Annotated in this window: 16 protein-coding genes; 6 read left to right on the top strand and 10 right to left on the bottom strand. The window is 71.5% G+C overall.

From position 1 onward, the window contains the following. Window positions 1-389: 389 nt before the first annotated feature. Window positions 390-1,820 carry an RICIN domain-containing protein gene (locus ACTWQI_RS13135; RefSeq protein ID WP_443270106.1) on the top strand — a complete coding sequence of 477 codons (1,431 nt, stop codon included), beginning with the start codon at window positions 390-392 and terminating at the stop codon, window positions 1,818-1,820. A 92-nt stretch (window positions 1,821-1,912) separates the two neighbouring features. Here ACTWQI_RS13135 and ACTWQI_RS13130 read toward each other — a convergent pair whose 3' ends face one another. The 5 genes from ACTWQI_RS13130 to ACTWQI_RS13110 all read right to left on the bottom strand — a co-directional run bounded on the left by ACTWQI_RS13130 (window position 1,913) and on the right by ACTWQI_RS13110 (window position 8,919). Continuing rightward, window positions 1,913-2,611 carry a LuxR C-terminal-related transcriptional regulator gene (locus ACTWQI_RS13130; protein ID WP_443270104.1) on the bottom strand — a complete coding sequence of 233 codons (699 nt, stop codon included), beginning with the start codon at window positions 2,609-2,611 and terminating at the stop codon, window positions 1,913-1,915. A 91-nt stretch (window positions 2,612-2,702) separates the two neighbouring features. After that, complete coding sequence (locus ACTWQI_RS13125; protein WP_443270102.1) at window positions 2,703-4,085, bottom strand: PspC domain-containing protein; 1,383 nt, start codon at window positions 4,083-4,085, stop codon at window positions 2,703-2,705. Window positions 4,086-4,247: 162 nt separating this feature from the next. Then, a complete protein-coding gene (locus tag ACTWQI_RS13120; protein WP_443270100.1) occupies window positions 4,248-4,937 on the bottom strand; it encodes a M15 family metallopeptidase in 690 nt (229 codons plus the stop codon). Between the two features lie 181 nt (window positions 4,938-5,118). After that, window positions 5,119-5,763, bottom strand: coding sequence for a CHAP domain-containing protein (locus tag ACTWQI_RS13115; protein ID WP_443270099.1), 645 nt, complete (start codon window positions 5,761-5,763; stop codon window positions 5,119-5,121). A gap of 129 nt (window positions 5,764-5,892) precedes the next feature. Next, a complete protein-coding gene (locus ACTWQI_RS13110) occupies window positions 5,893-8,919 on the bottom strand; it encodes a BTAD domain-containing putative transcriptional regulator (RefSeq protein WP_443270097.1) in 3,027 nt (1,008 codons plus the stop codon). Window positions 8,920-9,137: 218 nt separating this feature from the next. Here ACTWQI_RS13110 and ACTWQI_RS13105 point away from each other — a divergent pair, with 218 nt between their 5' ends. Then, window positions 9,138-10,775: an ABC-F family ATP-binding cassette domain-containing protein gene (locus tag ACTWQI_RS13105; protein ID WP_443270095.1), complete on the top strand. Its 1,638-nt coding sequence runs from the start codon at window positions 9,138-9,140 to the stop codon at window positions 10,773-10,775. A 256-nt stretch (window positions 10,776-11,031) separates the two neighbouring features. On the opposite strand, the gene ACTWQI_RS13100 is transcribed toward ACTWQI_RS13105, so the two are convergent. Then, window positions 11,032-12,717: a serine/threonine-protein kinase gene (locus ACTWQI_RS13100; protein ID WP_443270093.1), complete on the bottom strand. Its 1,686-nt coding sequence runs from the start codon at window positions 12,715-12,717 to the stop codon at window positions 11,032-11,034. Window positions 12,718-12,849: 132 nt separating this feature from the next. On the opposite strand from ACTWQI_RS13100, the gene ACTWQI_RS13095 reads away from it, so the two are divergent. Both ACTWQI_RS13095 and ACTWQI_RS13090 read left to right on the top strand, forming a co-directional pair. Then, window positions 12,850-14,115 carry a PspC domain-containing protein gene (locus ACTWQI_RS13095; RefSeq protein WP_443270092.1) on the top strand — a complete coding sequence of 422 codons (1,266 nt, stop codon included), beginning with the start codon at window positions 12,850-12,852 and terminating at the stop codon, window positions 14,113-14,115. Next, entirely contained in the window at window positions 14,102-14,350 is a 249-nt protein-coding gene (locus tag ACTWQI_RS13090; RefSeq protein ID WP_443270090.1) for a hypothetical protein, read from the top strand. The genes ACTWQI_RS13095 and ACTWQI_RS13090 overlap by 14 nt, the downstream gene beginning before the upstream one ends. Window positions 14,351-14,579: 229 nt before the next feature. Here the strand turns inward: ACTWQI_RS13090 and ACTWQI_RS13085 are convergent, their stop codons facing one another. The 4 genes from ACTWQI_RS13085 to guaA form a co-directional block, all read right to left on the bottom strand. Next, window positions 14,580-15,098 (bottom strand): DoxX family protein, encoded by a 519-nt coding sequence (locus ACTWQI_RS13085; protein WP_443270330.1) that lies wholly within the window; start codon window positions 15,096-15,098, stop codon window positions 14,580-14,582. 135 nt (window positions 15,099-15,233) lie between these two features. Continuing rightward, window positions 15,234-16,349 carry a hypothetical protein gene (locus tag ACTWQI_RS13080; protein ID WP_443270089.1) on the bottom strand — a complete coding sequence of 372 codons (1,116 nt, stop codon included), beginning with the start codon at window positions 16,347-16,349 and terminating at the stop codon, window positions 15,234-15,236. 196 nt (window positions 16,350-16,545) lie between these two features. Then, window positions 16,546-17,133, bottom strand: a complete 588-nt coding sequence (locus ACTWQI_RS13075) for a Uma2 family endonuclease (RefSeq protein ID WP_443270087.1) — start codon at window positions 17,131-17,133, stop codon at window positions 16,546-16,548. A 114-nt stretch (window positions 17,134-17,247) separates the two neighbouring features. Then, window positions 17,248-18,852 (bottom strand): glutamine-hydrolyzing GMP synthase, encoded by a 1,605-nt coding sequence (guaA, locus tag ACTWQI_RS13070; protein WP_443270085.1) that lies wholly within the window; start codon window positions 18,850-18,852, stop codon window positions 17,248-17,250. A 328-nt stretch (window positions 18,853-19,180) separates the two neighbouring features. On the opposite strand from guaA, the gene ACTWQI_RS13065 reads away from it, so the two are divergent. Further along, a complete protein-coding gene (locus tag ACTWQI_RS13065) occupies window positions 19,181-19,519 on the top strand; it encodes a chorismate mutase (protein ID WP_443270083.1) in 339 nt (112 codons plus the stop codon). Between the two features lie 545 nt (window positions 19,520-20,064). Next, a complete protein-coding gene (locus ACTWQI_RS13060; protein WP_443270082.1) occupies window positions 20,065-21,093 on the top strand; it encodes an LAETG motif-containing sortase-dependent surface protein in 1,029 nt (342 codons plus the stop codon). Window positions 21,094-21,192 lie beyond the last annotated feature (99 nt).

Raw genomic sequence — 21,192 nt, 5'->3', positions numbered from 1 at the left:
AGGAGGCCGCGATGGTGGACCTCCTCAACCGGGGAGTTTTGCCCGTAAGAGGCGCGCCGGTCTGGGCGGTCACTGGTCTCGGCGTCAAGTGCGGCGTCGTCGGTGCCCTTTGGCGGCTGCGACTCTTCTCCATCGGGTCCACCGGAGGCTGATCTCCAGGGCCACGTCTTCTACTGCGTTCCCGCTTTCGGTAGGGGAATCGACAATGCGGCACCACGGGTGATCCAGGCAGCCCTCAGGTCGTAGCCGATTCTTCGTAGTGACGTGTGATCACGTCGAGCGCCCGCCGTTGCTCCGCGACGGCATGGCAGTCAGGTGCGCGATCCAGCCGCCCTGTGGGCGTCAGCGTCCGCCGCCTGTTCCCCCAGCTCCCCCTATTGGGAGGTCACGTGCGTATCCGAAAACGCCTACTGGCCGGTATCGGCGCGGGGCTGCTGGCCGCAGCCGCCGCAATTGCCGTACCTGGTACGGCCCAGGGCGCCACCCTGCCCACCGACTGGACCAGGGTCGTCAACAAGAACAGCGGCAAGTGCGTGGACGCCAGGGCCGCGGCCACCGCCAATGGCACAGTCGTGCAGCAGTACGCCTGCAATGGCACGAACGCCCAGTTGTGGCGCTTCACGCCGACGAGCGACGGCTACTACCGAGTGGAGGCCCGCAACGCCTCGAGCCAGGTCTGGGACGTGGCCGACGTCTCCAACGCCGACGGCGGAAAGATCCAGCTGTGGGGCTACGGGGGCGGGGGCAACCAGCAGTGGAAGCCGGTCGAGGAGGCAGGCGGCACCTGGCGCTTCGTCGCCCGCCACAGCGGCAAGTGCCTCGATGTACCCGCCGCGTCGAGAAGCGACAGCGTCCAGTTCCAGCAGTACAACTGCAACGGCACCGGAGCGCAGTCCTTCACTGTTGGCGGCACTGGCGGCACAGACCCGGGCCCGGGCGGCTTCAAGCAGGCGGCTCCCTACCTGTACCTGGGTTGGGGTGATCCGCCGAGCGCCACGTCGGTGATGAGCGACACCGGCATCAAGTGGTTCACCATGGCGTTCATCCTCTCCTCCGGTGGCTGCAACCCGGCCTGGGACGGTCAGCGTGCGCTCACTGGTGGCACGGACCAGAGCACCATCAACGCGATCCGTAACGCCGGTGGTGACATCGTCCCGTCGATCGGCGGCTGGAGCGGCAACAAGCTCGGCCCGAACTGCTCGACCCCTGAGGCGCTGGCCGGTGCCTACCAGAAGGTGATCGACGCCTACAACCTCAAGGTGATCGACGTCGACATCGAGAACACCGACGAGTTCGAGAACGCGACGGTCCAGGACCGGATCCTCACCGCCCTGAAGATCGTCAAGCAGAACAACCCGGGGCTGAAGACGATCCTCACCTTCGGCACCTCCACCAGTGGCCCGGGCTGGTGGGGCAACCGGCTCATCGAGCAGGCTTCGGCGCTGCAGGCGGACATCGATGTGTTCACGATCATGCCGTTCGACTTCGGCGGCGGTGCGGACATGTACGGCAACACCGTCAACGCGACCGAAGGGCTGAAGGCCAAGCTGAAGAGCACCTTCGGCTGGTCGGACGCCACGGCCTACGCGCACATCGGCATCTCCGGGATGAACGGTCTCAGCGATCAGCAGGAGCTGACCAGCCCGGAGACCTGGACCAAGATCCGTGACTGGGCGAACTCGCAGCGCATCGCCCGGCTCTCCTTCTGGTCGGTCAACCGCGACCGCCCGTGCCCGAACGGCGGGGTCACCAGCAACTGCTCCGGCATCGACCAGAGCAACTGGCAGTTCACCAAGATCACGGCCGGCTTCACCGGCTGACAGCCGACCCCATAGCAACAGCGCAGGGTGGCACACCCGGATCCCGGAGGTGCCACCCTGCAATACGTCGTCCTGGCCTGTCGACGGCCAGCTCAGACCAGGCGGCGGGCGGTGGCCCAGCGGGTCAGCTCGTGACGGTTCGACAGCTGGAGTTTCCGCAGCACCGCCGAGACGTGGGACTCGACCGTCTTCACGGAGATGAACAGCTGCTTGGCGATCTCCTTGTACGCATAGCCGCGCGCGATCAGTCGCAGCACCTCGCGCTCGCGCTGGGTGAGGCGGTCCAGGTCCTCGTCGACCGGCGGGGCGTCCGTCGAGGCGAAGGCGTCGAGGACGAATCCCGCCAGCCGTGGCGAGAAGACCGCGTCGCCCTCCGCGACCCGGAAGATCGCATCGACCAGATCCGAGCCCGTGATGGTCTTGGTGACATAGCCGCGGGCTCCGCCGCGGATGACGCCGATGACGTCCTCCGCCGCGTCCGAGACGGAGAGGGCCAGGAAGCGTACGGGCCGCTCCGCGTCCGACATCATCGGCGCGCTGCGGCGCAGCACCTCCACACCGCCGCCGCCCGGCAGGTGTACGTCCAGCAGGACGACTTCCGGCCGGGTGGCGGTGATCACGGTGATCGCCTGGTCCACGTCGGCCGCCTCACCGACCACCTCGACGCCCGTACGGCCGGTGTCCCCGATCTCGGCCTGCACTCCGGTCCGGAACATCCTGTGGTCGTCGACCAGCACGACCCGTACCCGTTGGGTCTCCGCTGCGATCTCGCCCTGTGTGTCCTCGGTCATCGTCCGTCCCTCGTCTTCTGGTCCGCCGCCCATGCCGATGCTGTCGGCGCCGCCCGTCCCCGCGCGTTCCGGTCAGGAGAGCCCGCGGTGCTCACGGGGACCGCTCCATCTCCAGCTCCACTTCCGTGCCGTCGCCGGGTACGGACCGCAACCGTGCCGTGCCGCCGTTGCGCTGCATTCTGCCGATGATCGACTCCCGCACCCCCATCCGGTCCTCCGGCACCGCGCCCGGATCGAAGCCCGGCCCCCGGTCCCGTACGGAGACGAAGACCGTACGGCCCTCCACCTCGGCGTAGACCTGCACCGCCCCGCCCTCGCCACCGTACTTGGCCGCGTTGACCATCGCCTCGCGTGCGGCCTGGACTTGCGCGCCCAGCTTCTCGTCCAGTGGGCAGTCCCCCACGCACACCACCTCGACCGGCACTCCGTGATGGTCCTCGACGTCGGCCGCCGTACGTCGCATCGCCTCCGCGAGCGTCTCCGGCTCCTCCTCGTCCTGACGACCGGTCCCCTCCGGCTTGTAGAGCCAGGTGCGCAGCTCCCGCTCCTGTGCCCGCGCCAGTCGCGCGACCTCCTTGGGCTCCTCCGCATTGCGCTGGATCAGGGTGAGCGTGTGCAGGACGGAGTCGTGGACGTGCGCTGCGACCTCGGCGCGCTCCTGGGCGCGGATCCGCATCAGCCGCTCCTCGGAGAGGTCCTGCATCATCCGCACGAGATACGGGCCGGCGAGCAACGCGATGCCGACCACGACGGCGAGCGTCGCCTGGAGCACCAGGCCGAGGTGCCTGGCCGAGCCCTGGATGACGACGATGCCGGTGATCCCGGCGCATACGAGCAGCACGCCGGCCGCGCTCCGCGCGATGTGCAGGAGCCCCTTGCTGCGGCCGACCTCCATCCAGTGGGCGCGGCGGGCGTTGTCCGCCTGCCGCCAGACGAGCGCGACGCCTGCGCCGATCAGCAGGGCCGGCCAGATGTAGGCGCCGGCGGCCCGGCCGAGCTGCAGCCTGTCGACGAAGAACGCCAACCCGATCACCAGCGCCAGCAGGGCGATCAGCTGGCCCTTGTCGGGCTTGCGGGCGAAGATCCGGCGGCGGCCGTCGGTCCAGGTCCCGGCCGCGGTCCCGGTCCGGGCCCCGGTGGGGGCCGCGGTCTCGGTGAACGGCAGGTCGGCGGCGGAGCGCTGAGTGCCGACCCCACCGACGCCGAGCGGCACCACGAACCAGAAGCCCGCGTAGAGCACGGCCCCCAGGCCGTCGATCATGAACAGTCCGACGAAGACGAGCCGCACCCACGACACCGGCAGCCCGAGGTGCCCGGCGAGCCCGCGGGCCACGCCGCCGAGCCAGCGGCCCTCCGCGCTGCGGTAGAGCTTGCGCGCGGGGCGTTCCTCGGTTGGGGTCCCCTCGCCGGAGGTAGGGGGAGGGTCGGGTGCCGGGGCCTGCGGGGCCCCGGCGCGGGGCGTGGCGGAGCTCATGCCCCCGATCGTCACACGCCGGGACCCCTACGGGCATCAGGGCCGACCCTGATCAGCCCCCGACCCTCCCCCTGACTCCGGCGGGGGGACCCGCACTGCCGCCGCGGTGAGACCCCCACGCTCACCGCGGCGGCTGCACCCGGGACCTGCCGCTCGCGATCATCAACAGAGCTCGCCGTCGAGAGCGGGCGCGGCCGGATCAGGGCGTCGCGCCGGACCGTACAGGGCCGCGGGCGCCCCGGTCATCACGGCCCAGTACCGGTCGCCGTACGACCAGTGCCACCACTCGGTGGGGTAATTGACGAACCCGGCCCTGGTGAGGGCGTCGGACAGCACACGGCGGTTGTCCCGCGCGATGTCGGAGATGTTGGGCGCCGCGGTGTAGCACGCGCCGTCGCTCTCCTCGGGGCTGGCGTTGACCGGGGTGCCGAGGTCGAGTTCGGTGCCGACGGCGGTGCAGAGGGTGAGGTCCACGGCGGCGCCGGCGACATGGGGGGCGACTTCCGGCGGGGAGAGGGAGCGGCTGGTCTGGGTGCGGAGATGGGCCTCGGACCACTCCGGGTTGGCCTGGCGCAGCTCGGCCGCGTACTCCTCGAAATAGCGCACTTGCAGATCGAGGGGCCGGTAGCCCTCGGTGACGAGGAGGCGGAGCCCGTCGGGCAGCATGGCGGCGGCGCGCAGCAGGCGGGCTGCGAGGCCCTCGCGGAGGAAGGCGTAGTGCCCGGCCGGATCGGCGAGGCGGGAATCGATCACGACACCGGGGAGCTCGCGGAGGTCGACCAGGGGCTCGCCGCACTCGCTGACCGGGGTGGAGACGACCCGGGGGTCGTTCATGAGGATGGTGTCAGACACATTTCGTCCTTCGCGGTGGGAGGGCCCACGGCAGGCCCCGGGAACGGAGATCGCTGGATCGTCCGTTCCCGGGGCACCCCCGTGGCCCCGGGAACGGTCATCGCCGGATCGCCCGTCCCCGGGGCTCCCCCCGTGGTGATGGCGTGCTGGCTCTGGGGCTGTCGGCGCGCGACCGCGCCCGCTAGCGCGGACGGGGCGATACGTAACCGACGACGCGCTTGGTGCTCCGGGAGCGTTGGAAGACGCCTTCCGTTCCCGTGCCGCTGCTGGTCCTGGTCGTGTTGCCCTCGACCGTCGTCAGCTTGCCGTTGTACGACGTGACGACGCCGACGTGGTCGATGTCCCAGCCGTTGTTGCCGAGGCCCGGCCTGGCACCGTCCCAGTCGTACAGGACGGCGTCACCCGGCTTGGGCCGGTACGTGCCCTTCTTGTGGTACTTCCCAGCGGGGGCGCGGTAGAAGGAGCCCGCGAACGGGTCCAGGCCGTTGACCCTGGCGCCGCCCTGCTTCCAGACGAAGCGGACAAAGTCCGCGCACCACTGGTTGGAGCGCCACTTGATGGGGCCGGTCCACTTGCTGCAGATGTTGTCGCCGCTGTTCCCCCAGTAGCCGCTGTAGAAGTTGCAATCGCGCGCAGCCTCCCGGTTGTGCTCGGGGTTGCTGCGCTCGATCTCCGCGTGCGCGACGATCTGCGTCCGGATGCTCTGCTCCTGCGGCCCGTCGGTTGCGGAGGCAGTCGCCGGCGGGGCGGCGGTGAGCGCACCGCCGGCGACCGCGGCCACCAGCAGGGACGTGGTCACGCGAGGTGCTGAGGTGACGCGGAGCATGAGATGTCCTTCCCCCCTCAGGATTCCGGTGTCGGCTGCGTGAGCCCGACGCCAGTAAGGTTCGCGGAAGGCGCTGTAAGTTCTCTGCAAGACCGTTTCCAGCGACCTTCAGGCGGCTTCAAGCCCGGTTCAGCAGCAGTCGCTTCGCGCCCCGAGCTCCTGCCGCTCCCGCGCCTCGCACGCTTCGAAGACCTCCAGCGCATCGTCCCGCAACGCCGCCGCCCCCGCCGGGTCGCCGAGCGCCTCCCGCACCGACGCGAGGTCGCGGAGCGTACGCGCACGGGGCAGCGGCAGGTCCATGGCTTCCCAGAGCGCGACCGACGCCATGAGGTGCCGCTCGGCGTCGGCGGGACGGCCGTCGGCGAGCTCGCACTCGCCGAGCGTCCGCAGCATCAGGGCCTCACCGAACCGGTCACCGTTGTCCCGGCAGACCTCACAGGCGGCCAGCAGGTCAGGAGCGGCGTCGGCCGTACGCCCCAGCCGGATCCGGGACTTGGCCCGCGCCTGGACCGCGTACGCGGCCATCAACCGGTCGCCGAGGCCGCGCAGGATGTCCAAGGCCTGCTCGCAGAGCTCTTCGGCGCGCTCGTAGTCGCCGAGCGCCCGGTACATCAGTCCGATCGATCGCAGGGTGAGCGCCTCACCGCGTCGACTGCCCTGCCGCCGGTACGAGCGCAGCGCCTCGTCGAGCAGCGTCCGCGCCGCCTCGTACTCCCCCAACTCGATGTGTACGGAACCGGCGTACCGGCACGTCAGGCCGAGTGAGCTTTCGTCGCCGAGCCGCCGGAAGTCGCCGACGGCGCGGGTCAGGGCGCGCTCGGCGGCACGCAGCCGCCCCTGCTCGCGGTAGGCGCAGCCCAGGCCGGCGAGGGCGGCGGCTTCGCCCCGTACGTCGCCGAGTTCGGTGTACAGCACCAGCCCCTGCTGGAAGTAGTCCTGGGCCTCGGCGAAGCGGTCCTGCTCGTACCGCAGCTGTCCCAGGCCGACCAGCAGCGGCGCCTCGCCGCTCCGGTCGCCGGCCCGCCGGACGGCGGTCAGGGCCGCGTCATGGGTGCGCCACCAGGCCTCGAAGCAGTTTCCGATGGCGTACGACGACGAGCAGAGAGCCACCGCGGCCTCGCAGGCGAGCGCGTGCAGGCCCATGGCGGCGGCGCGTTCCACGGCGACGGCGATCGCATCGGACTCGGCGTCGCTCCAGGCGAGGGGGTCGGCCAGGGCCCGCCTGGTGACCTCGGGTTCGAGCGGCCAGGCGGCGGAGTGGGCCGGTCTCAGCACCACCGTGCCGGTGGGGACGGCCGCGGCGACCCGATCGGTCAGCCAGAGCCAGCCACCGACCGCGCGGCCCAGGGCTGCGGCCCGCTCCTCCTCGGTGTCTTCGGTCCCGGCTCGCTCGGCGGCGTACACCCGCACCAAGTCATGCAGCCGGAAACGCGATTGGCCGACCCGGTCGATGGCGGAGAAGTGCAGCAGCTGGGCGTTGAGGAGCTGTTCCAGGACGCGGTCCGCCTCGGCCTCCGGTACATCCAGCAGTGCGGCGATCACCCAGGCCGGGACGTCGGGCGCGCCCAGCAGGCCGAGTCGGCGCAGCGCGGTACGGGCGGGGTCGCTCAGCGCCCGGTAGCTGAGGCCGACCCCGGCGCGTACCTCCAGGTCGCCCACGGTGAGTTCGTCCAGTCGCCGTCGCTCGTCGGCGAGCCGGTCGGCGAGCACCTGCGGCGTCCAGTCGCGGCGGGCGGCCAGCCGGGCCCCGGCGATGCGGATCGCCAAGGGCAGACCGCCGCACAGCTCGACGATCCGCCGAGCCGCCTCCGGCTCCTCCCGGACCCTGCCCTCCCCCGCCACCCGGGCCAGCAGTTGGACGGCCCGCTCATGGTCGAGGACGTCGAGGTCGAGACGCTGGGCCCCGACCAGCCCGAAGAGGCGGGCGCGGGAGGTGATGACGACGCCACACGTCGGGCTGCCCGGGAGCAGCGGGCGCACCTGCGCTTCACTGCGCGCGTCGTCCAGGACGAGGAGGATGCGGCGCCCGGCGACCGTACTGCGGAACAGGTCGATACGTTCGGCGAGCGTGCCGGGTGGGTCGGTGCCCAGGGCGCGAAGGAGGCGGCCGAGGACCTCCTCGGGGGGCAGCGGGGTCTCGGTGAAACCGCGCAGCTCGGCATAGAGCTGGCCGTCGGGATAAGCGGAGGCCGCCTGGTGGGCGCCCTCGACGGCGAGCGTGGACTTGCCGACACCGCCGGGTCCTGACAGCACCATGACCGGCACCGCGTCGCGGGGGCCGGACAGTGCCGCGACCAGCGTGTCGAGTGGGGCCTCACGGCCTGTGAAGTCACCGATCGTGGGCGGCAGGAGGGCCGGTCGCACTGGGGACACGGAACCGGTGGTGGTGGAGGAGGAGGCTGCGGAGGCGGGCGTGAGCAGCGCCGGGTCGGCCCGCAGGATCGCTTCGTACAGCTCGTTCAGCCCGGGCCCCGGGTCGATGCCCAGTTCGTCGGCGAGTACGGCGCGCCCTTCGGCGTACACCGCGAGCGCATCGGCCTGGCGGTCCAACCGGTAGAGCGCGACCATCAGCTGGCCGCGCAGCCGCTCCCGGGTGGGGTGGGCTCCGACCAGAGCCGTGAGCTCGGCGACGAGCTCGGTCTCGTGGCCGGAGGCCTCCAGCTCGGCGGCGATCCGCTCCTCCAGAGCGGCGAGCCGCGCCTCCTCGAGCCGGTCGGCCTCCACCCGCAGCGCCTCGCCGATCCCGCCCAGCGCCGGACCTCGCCACAGGGCCAGTGCTTCCGCCAACCCCCGTGCGGCAGTGGGGTGATCGCCGTCCGCTGCGGCCCGCCGGCTCTCGGCCACCAGCCGTTCGAAGGCCGCCCGGTCCACCGCGCCGGCATCGGTGCGGAACAGATAGCCGGGCGGGCGGGTCTCGATGACCTCGCCGGGCAGCGAGCGCCGGAGCCCGGACACATATGTCTGGATCAGTGCACGCGCGGTGTCCGGCGGTTCCTCGCCCCAGATCGTGTCGACCAGTGCGTCGGCGGAGACGACGCGGCCGGGTTGCAGCAGCAGAGCGGCGAGCAGCGCGCGCGGCTTGGGTCCGCCGAGCGGCAGCCGGCGGCCGTCGCACCACACCTCGACAGGACCGAGTACGCGAAAGTCCAGACCCACGGAACCCCTCGGTGTGTCCGCGCCACCAGCCCCCCGCACCTGAATGCTACGCACCGACTGCCGGGTTGTCCTGGGTAGTTGGCCGATGAACCGGCGCAGAAACGATACGGCGGCCGCCTCCCAGCCGAGGCGTTCGCGTGCCAGGGCGGCGAGCGGGGCGGACGCCGCCGAGCCGGCCCGTCGGGCGAGGCACTGGACTCTGCGAGAATCTGCTCCTTGTGAACGCCACCCTCGTCGCCAAGGACCTGGCCGCCGGACACGGCGACCGCACCCTCTTCTCCGGGCTCGATCTGGTGATCGCCCCCGGGGATGTCATCGGGCTCGTCGGGGCCAACGGCGCGGGCAAGTCGACCCTGTTGCGGCTGCTCGCGGGTCTCGACACCCCCGAGCAGGGCGCGCTGCGGCTCAGCCCGTCGACGGCGAGCGTCGGGCATCTGCCGCAGGAGCCGGAGCGTCGGGAAGCCGAGACCGTACGGGCGTTCCTGGCCCGGCGTACCGGGGTCGCCGCGGCCCAGGCAGCGCTCGATGCCGCCACGCAGGCGCTGGTCGATGGCGCCCCCGCAGCCGACGACGCGTACGCCGTCGGGCTCGAGCGCTGGCTCGCCCTCGGTGGGGCCGACCTGGAGGAGCGGGCCGAGGAGGTCGCGGACTCACTCGGGCTGAAGGTCGACCTCGACCAGCCCATGGCCGGACTGTCCGGCGGCCAGGCGGCGCGCGCCGGGCTGGCTTCCCTGCTGCTCAGCCGCTACGACGTCTTGCTGCTCGACGAACCGACGAACGATCTCGACCTGGACGGGCTGGCGCGGCTCGAGGAGTTCGTCACCGGGCTGCGGGCCGGTACGGTCCTGGTCAGCCACGACCGCGAGTTCCTGACCCGCACCGTGAACAAAGTGGTCGAACTCGACCGCGCCCAGCAGCAGGTGAACATCTACGGCGGCGGTTACACCTCCTATCTGGAGGAGCGGGAGGTCGCTCGACGGCACGCTCGCGAGGAGTACGAGCAGTACGCCGACAAGAAGTCCACGCTGGAGGAGCGGGCCCGAACCCAGCGCACCTGGATGGACAAGGGCGTGAAGAACGCCCGGCGCAAGGCGGGCGACAACGACAAGATCGGCCGCAGGTTCCGCAGTGAGGCCAGCGAGAAGCAGGCCGCCAAGGCCCGGCAGACACAGCGGCTGATCGAGCGTCTGGAGGCGGTCGAGGAGCCGCGCAAGGAGTGGGAGCTGCGGATGACGATCGCCGCCGCACCCCGCTCGGGCGCGGTCGTCGCAACGCTCCGTGGGGCCGTGGCGCGGCGCGGCTCGTTCGACTTCGGCCCCGTCGACCTGCAGATCGACTGGGCCGACCGGGTGGCGATCACCGGCGCCAACGGCTCCGGCAAGTCGACGCTGCTCGCTGCCCTGCTCGGCCGTCTCCCGCTCGACGCGGGTACCGCCGCACTCGGTCCGGGGGTGGTCGTGGGCGAGGTGGACCAGGCCCGTGCGCTCTTCCTGGGCGACGAGGCCCTCCTCGACGCCTTCGGCTCGGCGGTACCCGGCATGGAACCCGCCGAGACCCGCACTCTGCTCGCCAAGTTCGGCCTCAAGGCCGACCATGTGCTACGGCCTGCGGCCACGCTCTCCCCGGGCGAGCGGACTCGCTCTGCCCTCGCCCTGCTCCAGGCCCGTGGCGTCAACCTGCTGGTCCTCGACGAACCCACGAACCACCTCGACCTACCCGCCATCGAGCAGTTGGAGGCCGCACTGGCCACCTATCCCGGCACGCTCCTCCTGGTGACCCACGACCGCCGGATGCTCGAAGCGGTCCGCACCACCCGCCGCGTAGCAGTCGCGGACGGCCGGATCACCGAGCGCTGACGCCTCGCGGCGAGGCCGGCGGGACGCTCGCGCCCCAGCGCGTGCGAGCGGCCCTCCAGCGGCGCAGGCGCGTACTCGTCGCGCCGTTGGCCGAGGCCGCGACGCGGGTCGGCCCGTGCGCGGGCCGCGCGCTGGTACCGCCAGGGCGGACGGCACGCGATGCCGCTGCCCCGCGGCGAACCTCAACTCACCGCGGTCGGGGCGGAGAACGCGGCCCCTTGCTCCCGCAGGCCGCAGGCCCACGACAGCTGACGGCTCATGAGCCGTCAGCGATGCGCAAGCTGTCGCGGGCGTGGTCGAAGACCGGCTCGTACTTGGCCCATTCGGCGCTCGGCGCCGAGAGATAGAGCGCGTACTCCTTCTCACCGGGGCGTCCGAACCCGAGGTCTTTGGCGCGCCACTCACGCGCCTGGCCCTGCCAGGTGAACTCCCAGATCGCCGCCGGCATCTCCCGGTATTCCGTTCGCTGCATCCGCAGCTCCCGGTACCCCGGCAGCTTCCCCTCGCTGATGGACTTGGCCTTGTCGTCCTTCCAGTGCTGGAGGGGATCGGTGCTGGCGAAGTCGAGGACGTTGATCCGCAGGCCGACCATCCCGGTCGGGTCGACGTACGCGATCTCACCGCCGTCGGGCACCTTCTTGCGCGTCCAGCCCTTCGGTACCGGGACCGAGACGCCGAAAGCCTTCTCCTCCCAGAGGCGATAGCCGTCCGGGACCGGGGATGGCGACGGCGCCAAGGACGTGCTCGGGGACGGCGTTCCGCCCGTATCCGGGCCCGTCGCGCCCGCGGACGTCTCCCGGCCCTCGTCCGCGCCGCGCTGCGCCCAGACCGTGCCGCCGACCGCCGCTGCGGCCACGATCACCACGGTGGCGGCCCATACTGCGGCACGGCGGCGGCCCCCGCGTGGGCGGCCGGGCGCGCGATCCGCCGTCGGCGCTGGACCGACGCGGGTCGTATCGGCACCGAACGGGCGGCCGGCGGCGTCACCGACGCCGTCCACCGGAGCGCCACCCGTACTCTCGCCGCGCGCCGCATCCCCGCCCTGCCCAGACCCCGGCAGGGACTCCGGACCGGACAGCAGTCCCGTACGGTCCACCGCCGCCGTCTCCGCCTCCGCCGCAGGCTCCCTCAGCCGCCGCTCCACCACGTCCGCCGACGGCCGCGCCTGCGGATCCTTGGCCAGCAGCTCTTCGATCAGTGGGCCCAGGACGCCCGCCCTGCGTGGCGGCTCCAGAGGGTCGACGGCGATCGCGTACGCCGTCTCGATCGCGGTGTCCTTGCGGAACGGCGGCCGCCCCTCGAGGGCCTGATACAGCGTCGCGCCCAGCGCCCACAGGTCCGAGGCGGGGCCCGGTGTCCCGCCCCTGACCCGTTCCGGGGCGACATAGTCCACGGAACCGACGAGTTCACCCGTTTTCGTGAGCGTGGAGGTGCCGGAGGCGACGGCGATCCCGAAGTCCGTCAGCACCACCCTGCCGTCCGCCCCCAGAAGGACGTTGCCGGGTTTGACGTCCCGGTGCAGGACTCCGGCGGCGTGCGCGGCCCGCAGCGCCGCGATCATGCCGCGGCCGATCCGGGCCGCCTCGTCCGGCGACACCGGCCCCTCCTGCTTGAGCACGTCGCCGAGCGTCCGCGACGGCACGTACTCCATGACGATGCACGGCAGTCCGTCGTCCTCGACGACGTCGTGCACCACGACCACGTTCCCGTGCGTGACGCGGGCCGCACTGCGCGCCTCGCGCCGCGTCCGCTCGTACAGCGTGGCCCGCTCGTCATCGGCCAGATGCAGCGGCACATGCAGCTTCTTGACCGCCACATGGCGGGCCAGCAGCTCGTCCTCGGCGCGCCAGACCGTGCCCATACCGCCGCGGCCGATGCGCTCGAGCAGCCGGTACCGACCGGCGATCAGCCGCCCTTCCTCCGCCTCAGCGCCGTACGACACCCCGCGCCCTTTCTGTTCCCCCGCCTGCCATGGCCCCGACACGATAACGCCCGTCCCTACCGGGGAGATCTCAGGGTCGTACCAGGGTTGTGACGGGTGCACCCGGGGTTGCCGGGCGGCCACTATGAAGCCATGGACGACCAGCGGACCGCCCCCGGCGCACCACCCGCGCCGGGGGCAGCACTCCAGTCCCTTCGCCGCAGTCGCGGCAACTCGGTCATTTCGGGCGTCTGCGGCGGGCTCGGACGGCACTACGACCTCGATCCGGTGATCTTCCGGGTCACGCTGTCCCTGCTCGCAGTCGCGGGCGGCGTCGGCCTCATCGCGTACGGCTTCGCGTGGCTGCTGATCCCACGGGACGGCGAGGACGAGAACGAAGCGCGCAGGCTGCTCTCCGGCCGCGTCGACGTCCCGGCGCTGACCGCCCTGCTCTGCGCGCTGGTCGGCTGCGGGCTGCTGCTGTCGATGCTCGGCAGCCCGACGGTCTTCTTCTTCGACGTGATGGTGTCCTGCGCACTGGTCGGGGCAGCCCACTGGTCGCAGCGCCGGCGCCTCGCGGAGCAGGAGGGCGCGGTGAACGCGGCGACGGCGCATGCGGTCGCGGAAGCGCCTCCCGAGACCCTGGCTCCGCCCGCACCCGGTGCCCCGTCCTGGTGGCGCGGCCCGATCACCAAGGACGGTACGAGCGGCACCACCGGCACCGGCTATCTGTGGGGCCCGGCGGACGCCCCGCTCGACCAGAAGGACCCCTCTCCCGCGCGTACGTACCGGAGGTGGATCGGCGGCTGGATCTTCCTCCTCGCGGTGGCCGCGTGCACGGTCGGCATCCTCGTCTCCTGGGACTCGCAACCGCTCGGCACCAGCCTGCAGGCCGGACTCGCCGCCGCCGTCGCCGTGTTCGGCCTCGGGCTCGCGATCGCGTCCTGCTACGGCCGTGCCGGGGCCGGGACGCTCGTCATGGCACTGCTGACCTGCCTGCTGCTGGCGGGCGCGGCGGCCATGCCGAAGAGCGTCACCTCGGACTGGGACCGTACGGACTGGAGGCCCGCGTCGGCCGCTGTCGTACGGCCCGACTACGCACTCGGGACGGGCGCCGGCACGCTGGACCTGACCGGTCTCGACCTCGGGAAGGAGCAGACGGTCACGACGCGAGCGAGCGTCGGTGTGGGGCATTTGAAGGTCGTGGTGCCACGAGACGCGACCGTGCGGCTCGATGTCGAAGTCGGGGTCGGAGATCTGCGGCTGCCGGACGAGAGGCGGGACGACATCGACGTCTCGGCCGGCCTGCGGAGGGACGTGACGTTGCCGCCGGAGGACGGCCGCGAGCCGCACGGCACGCTCGACCTGGAACTGGACACCGGAGTGGGCCAGGTGGAGGTGACCCGTGCGACGTCATGACCTCGAACCGGGCAAGCTGATCGCCGGCCTGGTCCTCCTGGGCACGGGTGTCGCGTACGGACTCGACGCCGCGGGTGCGTGGGCCGTCCCGGCGTGGGCGCTGTTCCCCGTACTGGCGGGCGGCCTCTGCCTCGCGGCTCTCGCAGGTGGCGTGACCGCAGCTCGCCGCCGCTCCTCCCCCAGCCTCCGGCCGGGAGGTGCCCCCAGCCGCGGTGGCCGCTCTGCGTCGCGCTGACCCACCGGGGCAATCGTTCCGCGTGGCGGAGGCGCCCCGCGCAGGGGTTGCGCGTCCGTTCCGGGCGCGGTCGGGCGGCGGGCCTCGGTCCGGTGCCGGGCCGGGGCCTCCGGGACGGGGATTCCGGGAACGCATACTTACGGGCCCCGGGGGCCCACACATACACGGCGGCTTCCCGGAACCCCCGTCCCTCCGACCCCGTCCCCTCCCGCCGCTGTCCGGTGGACCGCTAGGTGAACATCTGACGGCCGCGCCGGGCCCGGCGGCGTTTCATCGCGGCGTCCAGGGAGAACACCTGCGCGCCTGCGAACACCAGCGGGACCCATGCCATGAGGTAGGCCAGATCGTTCCCGTAGTAGTACGGCTCGGTCTGCCAGCTGACGGTGAGCCAGAGACTCAGCGAGATCAGCACGCCGCCGAACGCCGCGAGGCGGGCGAGGAGGCCGACGAGGGTGCCGAGCCCGACCACCAGCTCGCCGATGGCTATCGCCTGGCCGAAGCGCGTCGGGCTCCGGAGCGCCAGGTCGACCATGGCGGGGAACGCCGATCCGTCCCGTACCGATTCCATGACCTGGACGAGCGAGCCGGGGCCGCTGCCGTAGAGAAAGTTGGAGTCGATCAACTTGTCGATGCCCGCGTAGATGAAGGTGACCCCGAGGAACACCCTCAGCGGCAGCAGCGCGTGGCGCGACGCCGTGTCCCGCCACGTCCGGTCGCCGGTCGCGCCCGAACGATCCACAAGAACCATGCCCTCGGCCTCCTCTGTCGCCTCCACGAAGGCACGATTGTGCTCGCGCACACGCGGTAATGGGAGAGGTATGGCCGAGGCTTCACGTCCGGTTCAATCAGGACGGCACGTGCAGTCCGCGTCCGGCCGCCGGCGTCAGCCGTCCACCACGTCGATCGCATAGCGGTTGCTCTCCGCCCCGGCCGCGGTCACGACCTGGACCTCCACGCGGCCCGGCTCCACCTCCGCCGGGACCGGTACGGTCAGCGCTGTGTCCGTCGGGCTCCGGAAGCCGCCGACGACCGGCACCAGAGGCACGTGCACATGCACTGCGCCGATCCGTACCACCAACCGTCCCAGCGCCTCCGCCGCCGTGCCCGCGCCCGGCGGCACGAAGCCGCTGCCCCGGATCTCGATGTCGTCCCCCGGCCTGACCGGACAGTCCAGGTCTCCGGCCTCCCGAGCTCTGACGACGGAGAGCACGACCGGTCGCCCGCCCTCCGTGCCCTTGGCGGCCAGGTAGGTCACCGCCGAGACGGCCACCAGGCCGACCAGCCCCCACGGGATGTCGGGCAGCCGCTCCGGCTCCCTCACGAGCCGGACGGTCGCGAAGAGCGCGGCGGCCGCGGCGACCGCCGCGTACTGCACATCGACGAGACTGCCCCGTCCTGCGTCGTCGGTGAGGATGTCGCTTCCGCGCGGCCGGGCGGCACTGAGCTTCTGCAGCCGCCGGGCCCGGATCCGCGCCATCACGATTCCCCGCACCGCCACCGTCACCAGACAGGTCAGCGCGACGACGGTCAGGAGCCCGGCGCACCGGCCCACCCGCAGCCCGTCGACGATCCGCGCCCGGTCGCCGGACACCGCGAGCACCACGGACGGTACGAGGATTCCGGCCACCGCGACCAGCACCCATAGCGCCGCCACCGCACGCGAGGTGGACAGCCGGTTGTCGTCGCCGACCAGCGGCCCGATCAGCGCGCCGCGCCTGCCGCGCAGCCGCATCCGGCCCTCCGCGCGGCCGAACTCCGCCGCCTTGACGGCGGACCGGGTCAGTTCGTCCGAGACCCACTGCCGGGAGGCCGGCGCCGAGTGCGCGAGCGCGGCCGGTACGCCCTGGCCTGCGGCCAGCTCCTCCCGCTGCGCGACGAAGGCCGCGACCGCCCGCCGGTGCCCCGCGCGGGCGCCGTACGGGCAGTCACCGCAGGTGCAGGCCCCGCCGTGCCCGGCCCCGCCGGCCTGCCCACCGTCTCTCGCCGAATCCACGGCCATGGGACAACCTCTCTCGTCGCGATGCCGCGGCGGTCCCCTACGTACGCGCGGCAAAACGCCCGTGTGATGAGAGGGAATTGTGCCGCACTCCCGGCCGGTCTCCTGCATCCGGGCGAGCTCTGCACACCAGCGGGTGGCTGATGCCTCCCAGTACGGTTGACACCAGGCATACCAGCACCAACCGCGTCATGTTGTCCTATAGCTCGTCGATCTCGATGAGGTCGATGTCGATGTCGAAGGGGGTGGAGAGCTTGAGCCGGTCGTGGAACGTACCGACGGAACTGTAGAGATGCGTCTCTTTGTCGAGTTCGAAGACGTGCACGACCGGGCGTTCGTCCACACTGGCCATCTCGACCCGCCAGAAATGCGGAACACCGGCAGTGGCGTACTTGTACGGCTTGGTGCCGCTGTCGCGAGACACAGAGTCCGGCGAGACCACCTCGACCGTAAGCAAGACGTCTCTCACCTGGAAGTAGGTCTGCTCCCGGCTCCTCACCGACGTGGCACGCACCACCGATACATCCGGCTCCGGACCGTTGTGCCTGTCGATCACCATGGTCATCTCACGCATCACCCTCAGCTCGGGCGGCGCGGTGCGACGCAGGCCGCTGACCAGCAGGTCGATCGCCGTGCTGTGGAAGATGCGCTGCGGACTCACGAACACCAGGCTCCCGTCGATCAGTTCAGTGTGCGGCGGGAGGTCAGGCAGGGTGAGAAGGTCGTCCACGGTGTAACCCTCGGTCGGCGGCACCGGCCAGTGGTGGTGCGCAATTTCTGCGCTCATGAGTGCTCCCATGGACGTGAGTCTGGTCCGTACGATCAGACTACCCAGCGGAAACAGCGACGCCGCCACCCAAACGTATGAGCGACGACGTCGGCGTTGACCTGCAGCGGGAGGTCACTCCCATTCGATGGTGCCTGGCGGCTTGCTGGTCACATCCAGCACCACCCGGTTCACCTCGTCGACCTCGTTCGTGATCCGCGTCGAGATCCTCGCCAGCACGTCGTACGGCAGGCGCGACCAGTCCGCGGTCATCGCGTCCTCGGACGAGACGGGCCGCAGCACGATCGGGTGCCCGTACGTGCGGCCGTCGCCCTGGACGCCGACCGAGCGGACATCGGCCAGCAGCACCACCGGGCACTGCCAGATGTCCCGGTCGAGCCCGGCCGCCGTCAGCTCCTCGCGGGCGATCGCGTCGGCCTCGCGCAGCAGATCCAGCCGCTCCTTGGTGACCTCACCGACGATCCGGATGCCCAGGCCCGGCCCGGGGAACGGCTGTCGCTGGACGATCTCGTCCGGCAGGCCTAGCTCCTGGCCGACCATCCGGACCTCGTCCTTGAAGAGCCGGCGCAACGGCTCGACGAGCCGGAACTGCAGGTCCTCGGGGAGGCCGCCCACGTTGTGGTGCGACTTGATGTTCGCGGTGCCGGTGCCGCCGCCGGACTCGACGACGTCCGGGTACAGCGTGCCCTGGACCAGGAACTCGACCTGCTCGCCCTGCGCGCCGGCCTCGGCGACGATCTCGGAGGCCGCCTGCTCGAAGACCCGGATGAACTCCCGGCCGATGATCTTCCGCTTCTCCTCGGGGTCCGAGACACCCTTCAGCGCGCCGAGGAAGCGGTCCTCCGCCTCCACGACCTTGAGCTGGACGCCGGTCGCGGCGACGAAGTCCTTCTCGACCTGCTCCGACTCGCCCTTGCGCATCAGGCCGTGGTCCACGTAGACGCAGGTCAGCTGGGAGCCGATGGCCTTCTGGACGAGGGCGGCGGCGACCGCCGAGTCCACGCCGCCGGACAGCCCGCAGATGGCACGCTTGGTCCCGACCTGCTCGCGGATCGCGGCGACCGACTCCTCCACCACGTTGTGGGTGGTCCAGTTGGGCTCCAGCCCGGCGCCGCGGTAGAGGAAGTGCTCCAGCACCTGCTGGCCGTGCGTGGAGTGCAGCACCTCCGGGTGGTGCTGGACGCCGTAGAGCTTTCGCTGGTCGCACTCGATGGCGGCGACCGGCGCGCCGTCGGTGGCCGCGGTGACCGTGAAGCCCTCGGGCGCGGCCGAGCAGGCGTCGCCGTGCGACATCCAGACGGACTGCTCGTCGGGGGTGCCCGCGAAGAGTGTGGAGCCCTGACGGGAGATGGACAGCGGCGTACGGCCGTACTCCCGGCCGCCGGTGTTGTCGACGGTGCCGCCGAGCGCCAGCGCCATGGCCTGGAAGCCGTAGCAGATGCCGAGGACCGGCACACCAGCGTCGAAGATCTCCCGGCCGAGGTGCGGGGCGCCTTCGGCGTAGACCGACGACGGACCGCCGGAGAGGATGATCGCCTTCGGGTTCTTGGCGAGGATCTCAGGCACCGGCATGGTGTGCGGCACGATCTCGCTGTAGACCCTGGCCTCGCGGACGCGACGGGCGATGAGCTGGGCGTACTGCGCACCGAAGTCGACGACGAGGACCGTGTCCGTCGTGGGGTCGGCGTCGGGAGCGGCGGCTGGGGTCGCTGATGACACTTCGGCGGCCTTCCGGCGGGGAGTGGGTGATACGGAGTCTGCGGTGTCTCGATTCTAACGGGGGTGTAAGGGGCATCGGCCCGTCTCACGATCCGGGCCGGCTTTGGCCCTCTCGTCTCGGCCGGGACATACTGAGGCCCATGTCCAAGCAGCTGAGCTTCGTCTTTACCTATGGCACCCGGCCCGTCCGGCTGCCATGGTCGTGCTGCTTGAGCAACTGACAAGCGACTTCCCAGGCGCCCCGGGCCGACAAGGCCCGGGGCGCCTCGCGTCGTACGGGCCGTGAAGGTCCCGGGGCCGTCCCGATCGACCCCGAGGAGATACGGACATGAGCACCCCGACGGCAATCCCCACCGCAGCCCGCCACGCGACCGCCGGTGCAGCGGCCCCGGATACAGCGGACACCGGCGCGCGCACCCCTGAGGCCGCCGCCGAGATCGGCGACGCCCGTCGGCGGATCGACGATCTGGACGGGCGGATCATCGGCCTCATCCAGGAACGGATGGCGGTCTCGGCCGTCATCCAGCAGGCCCGGATCGCCTCCGGCGGGCGCCGGGTGAACCTGTCCCGCGAGATGGAGATCATCGGCCACTACAGCGAGCAACTCGGCAAGCCCGGCACCGCGCTCGCGATGACGCTGCTAGAGCTGTGTCGCGGCCGCGTGTGACCGCGTCGGGCGCGGCCCCGCGCGGCAAGGGCCCCACCGCGCGGGCCCATCACCCGTACGGTGCGTGACCGGCCCGTGAGTCCTCTCGTTGGTACCGGTGTCCGTGCCAGCCAGGGGCGGCCTTCATGCACACCACGCGTGGCTCCGCCCATGTTCGATCGGGCGCCCGGCAGCGACAGGGCGGAACCACTGGGGCGTGTGACGTGCCGTGCACGTCGTGGGACCGCGCCCCAGTGAGTGACCGGTCGGCAGGGGACAGCAGGACCGGTCACGGCCCACAGCGGCCGGCCCCGGGGACGCCCGGGCCGGCCGCTTCCGTTTTCCTTGTCATCGCCTTCACCAGCGCGCTCCCTGGAATCTCTTCCCAGGTTGAGACCACGCCAGTGACACAGGTCACATGAGGATCTCTCTGCCTCATGCACAACCATGTTCACTCCTTACAGGTCACTTACCTGCAAACGCACGGCCCTTCCGCGCCCCACCGCGACGGCCACCCATGCTGTGCTGCCGCCAATGGCAGCACTCGGACCTGGATATGAGGTCTCATGAAGCTCCGCCGCGCCCTGGCGACTGCTGCCGCGACGGCCGTCATCGGTCCCGTCGCACTGCTCGCGGCCCCTGCCGCGTACGCGACCGACGGCGACTCCCCGACTTCGTCTGCGACCACGGCCGAGACGGCCACCGCCGAGCCGACCCCCGCCGAGGACCCCTCTCCCGAGGAGAGCACCCCGTCCGAGGAGCCCTCCGCTCCGGAGAGCTCCCCCGCCGAGGAGCCCTCCGCCCCGGAGAGCTCCCCCGCCGAGCCGTCGGACAAGCCGAGCTCATCGGCCCCGGCCGAGCCGACGGAGGCCCCGTCCGAGGGCCCGGTCGAGTGCAACGACAGCGACGAGGAGCCGCAGTTCGACGACAACCTCGTCACCGGCTTCTCCGGCTTGCCGTCGAAGATCGTGGCGGGCAGTGGTTACCACAACTTCAAGCTGAACGTCTCGAACACGTCGGACGCGTCGTACCAGCGCGTCGACCTCGGCGTCTTCACCGCGCAGCTCGACGAGGAGAGCTGGAACATCTCCACCAGCCACCTGACGCTGCAGTTCCAGAACCCCGAGACCGGCGCCTGGACGAACATCTCCCTCGACGAGAACGACGAGGGTGCGGGCTACGTCGGTTACACCGATGTCCGGCCGCACGAGTCCTTCTCGCTCAACCTGCGCCTCAGCGTCGACGCGTCCGCTCCTGCCGGCCTCGGCTTCGCCATCAGCATCGGCGTCTACGCCAACGACAAGGGCGACTGCGTCTACTCCGGAGGCGACAGCTACTACGAGTTCGACATCCTCAAGGCCGGCTCGAAGCCCGGCGAGGTGCCGGGCGCCAAGCCGCAGGGGGGCAAGAAGCCGCTCCCGGCCAAGCCCTCCGGCAACACCGAGATCAACCCGAAGGGCAACCTCGCCAAGACCGGTTCGTCCTCGATGCTGCCGACCGTCGCCACCATCGGCGGTGTCGCCATGGTCGTCGGCGCGGGCGCCGTCTTCGTCGTGCGCCGTCGCAAGTCCGCGGGCTCGGAGGCCGCCGCGTAAGCGGTAGTCCGTAGCTCAACCCCGAAGGGGCCGCACCGATCAGGAGGGGAGTGCGGCCCCTTCGTCACGTCGTCGTGCGGGATGGACGCGTGGGCATGG

It is taken from the genome of Streptomyces sp. KR80 (assembly GCF_052245555.1).
Taxonomy (GTDB): domain Bacteria; phylum Actinomycetota; class Actinomycetes; order Streptomycetales; family Streptomycetaceae; genus Streptomyces.
The sequence above is the reverse complement of the archived record's forward strand: the minus strand, read 5'-3'. Positions and strand labels throughout refer to the sequence as shown.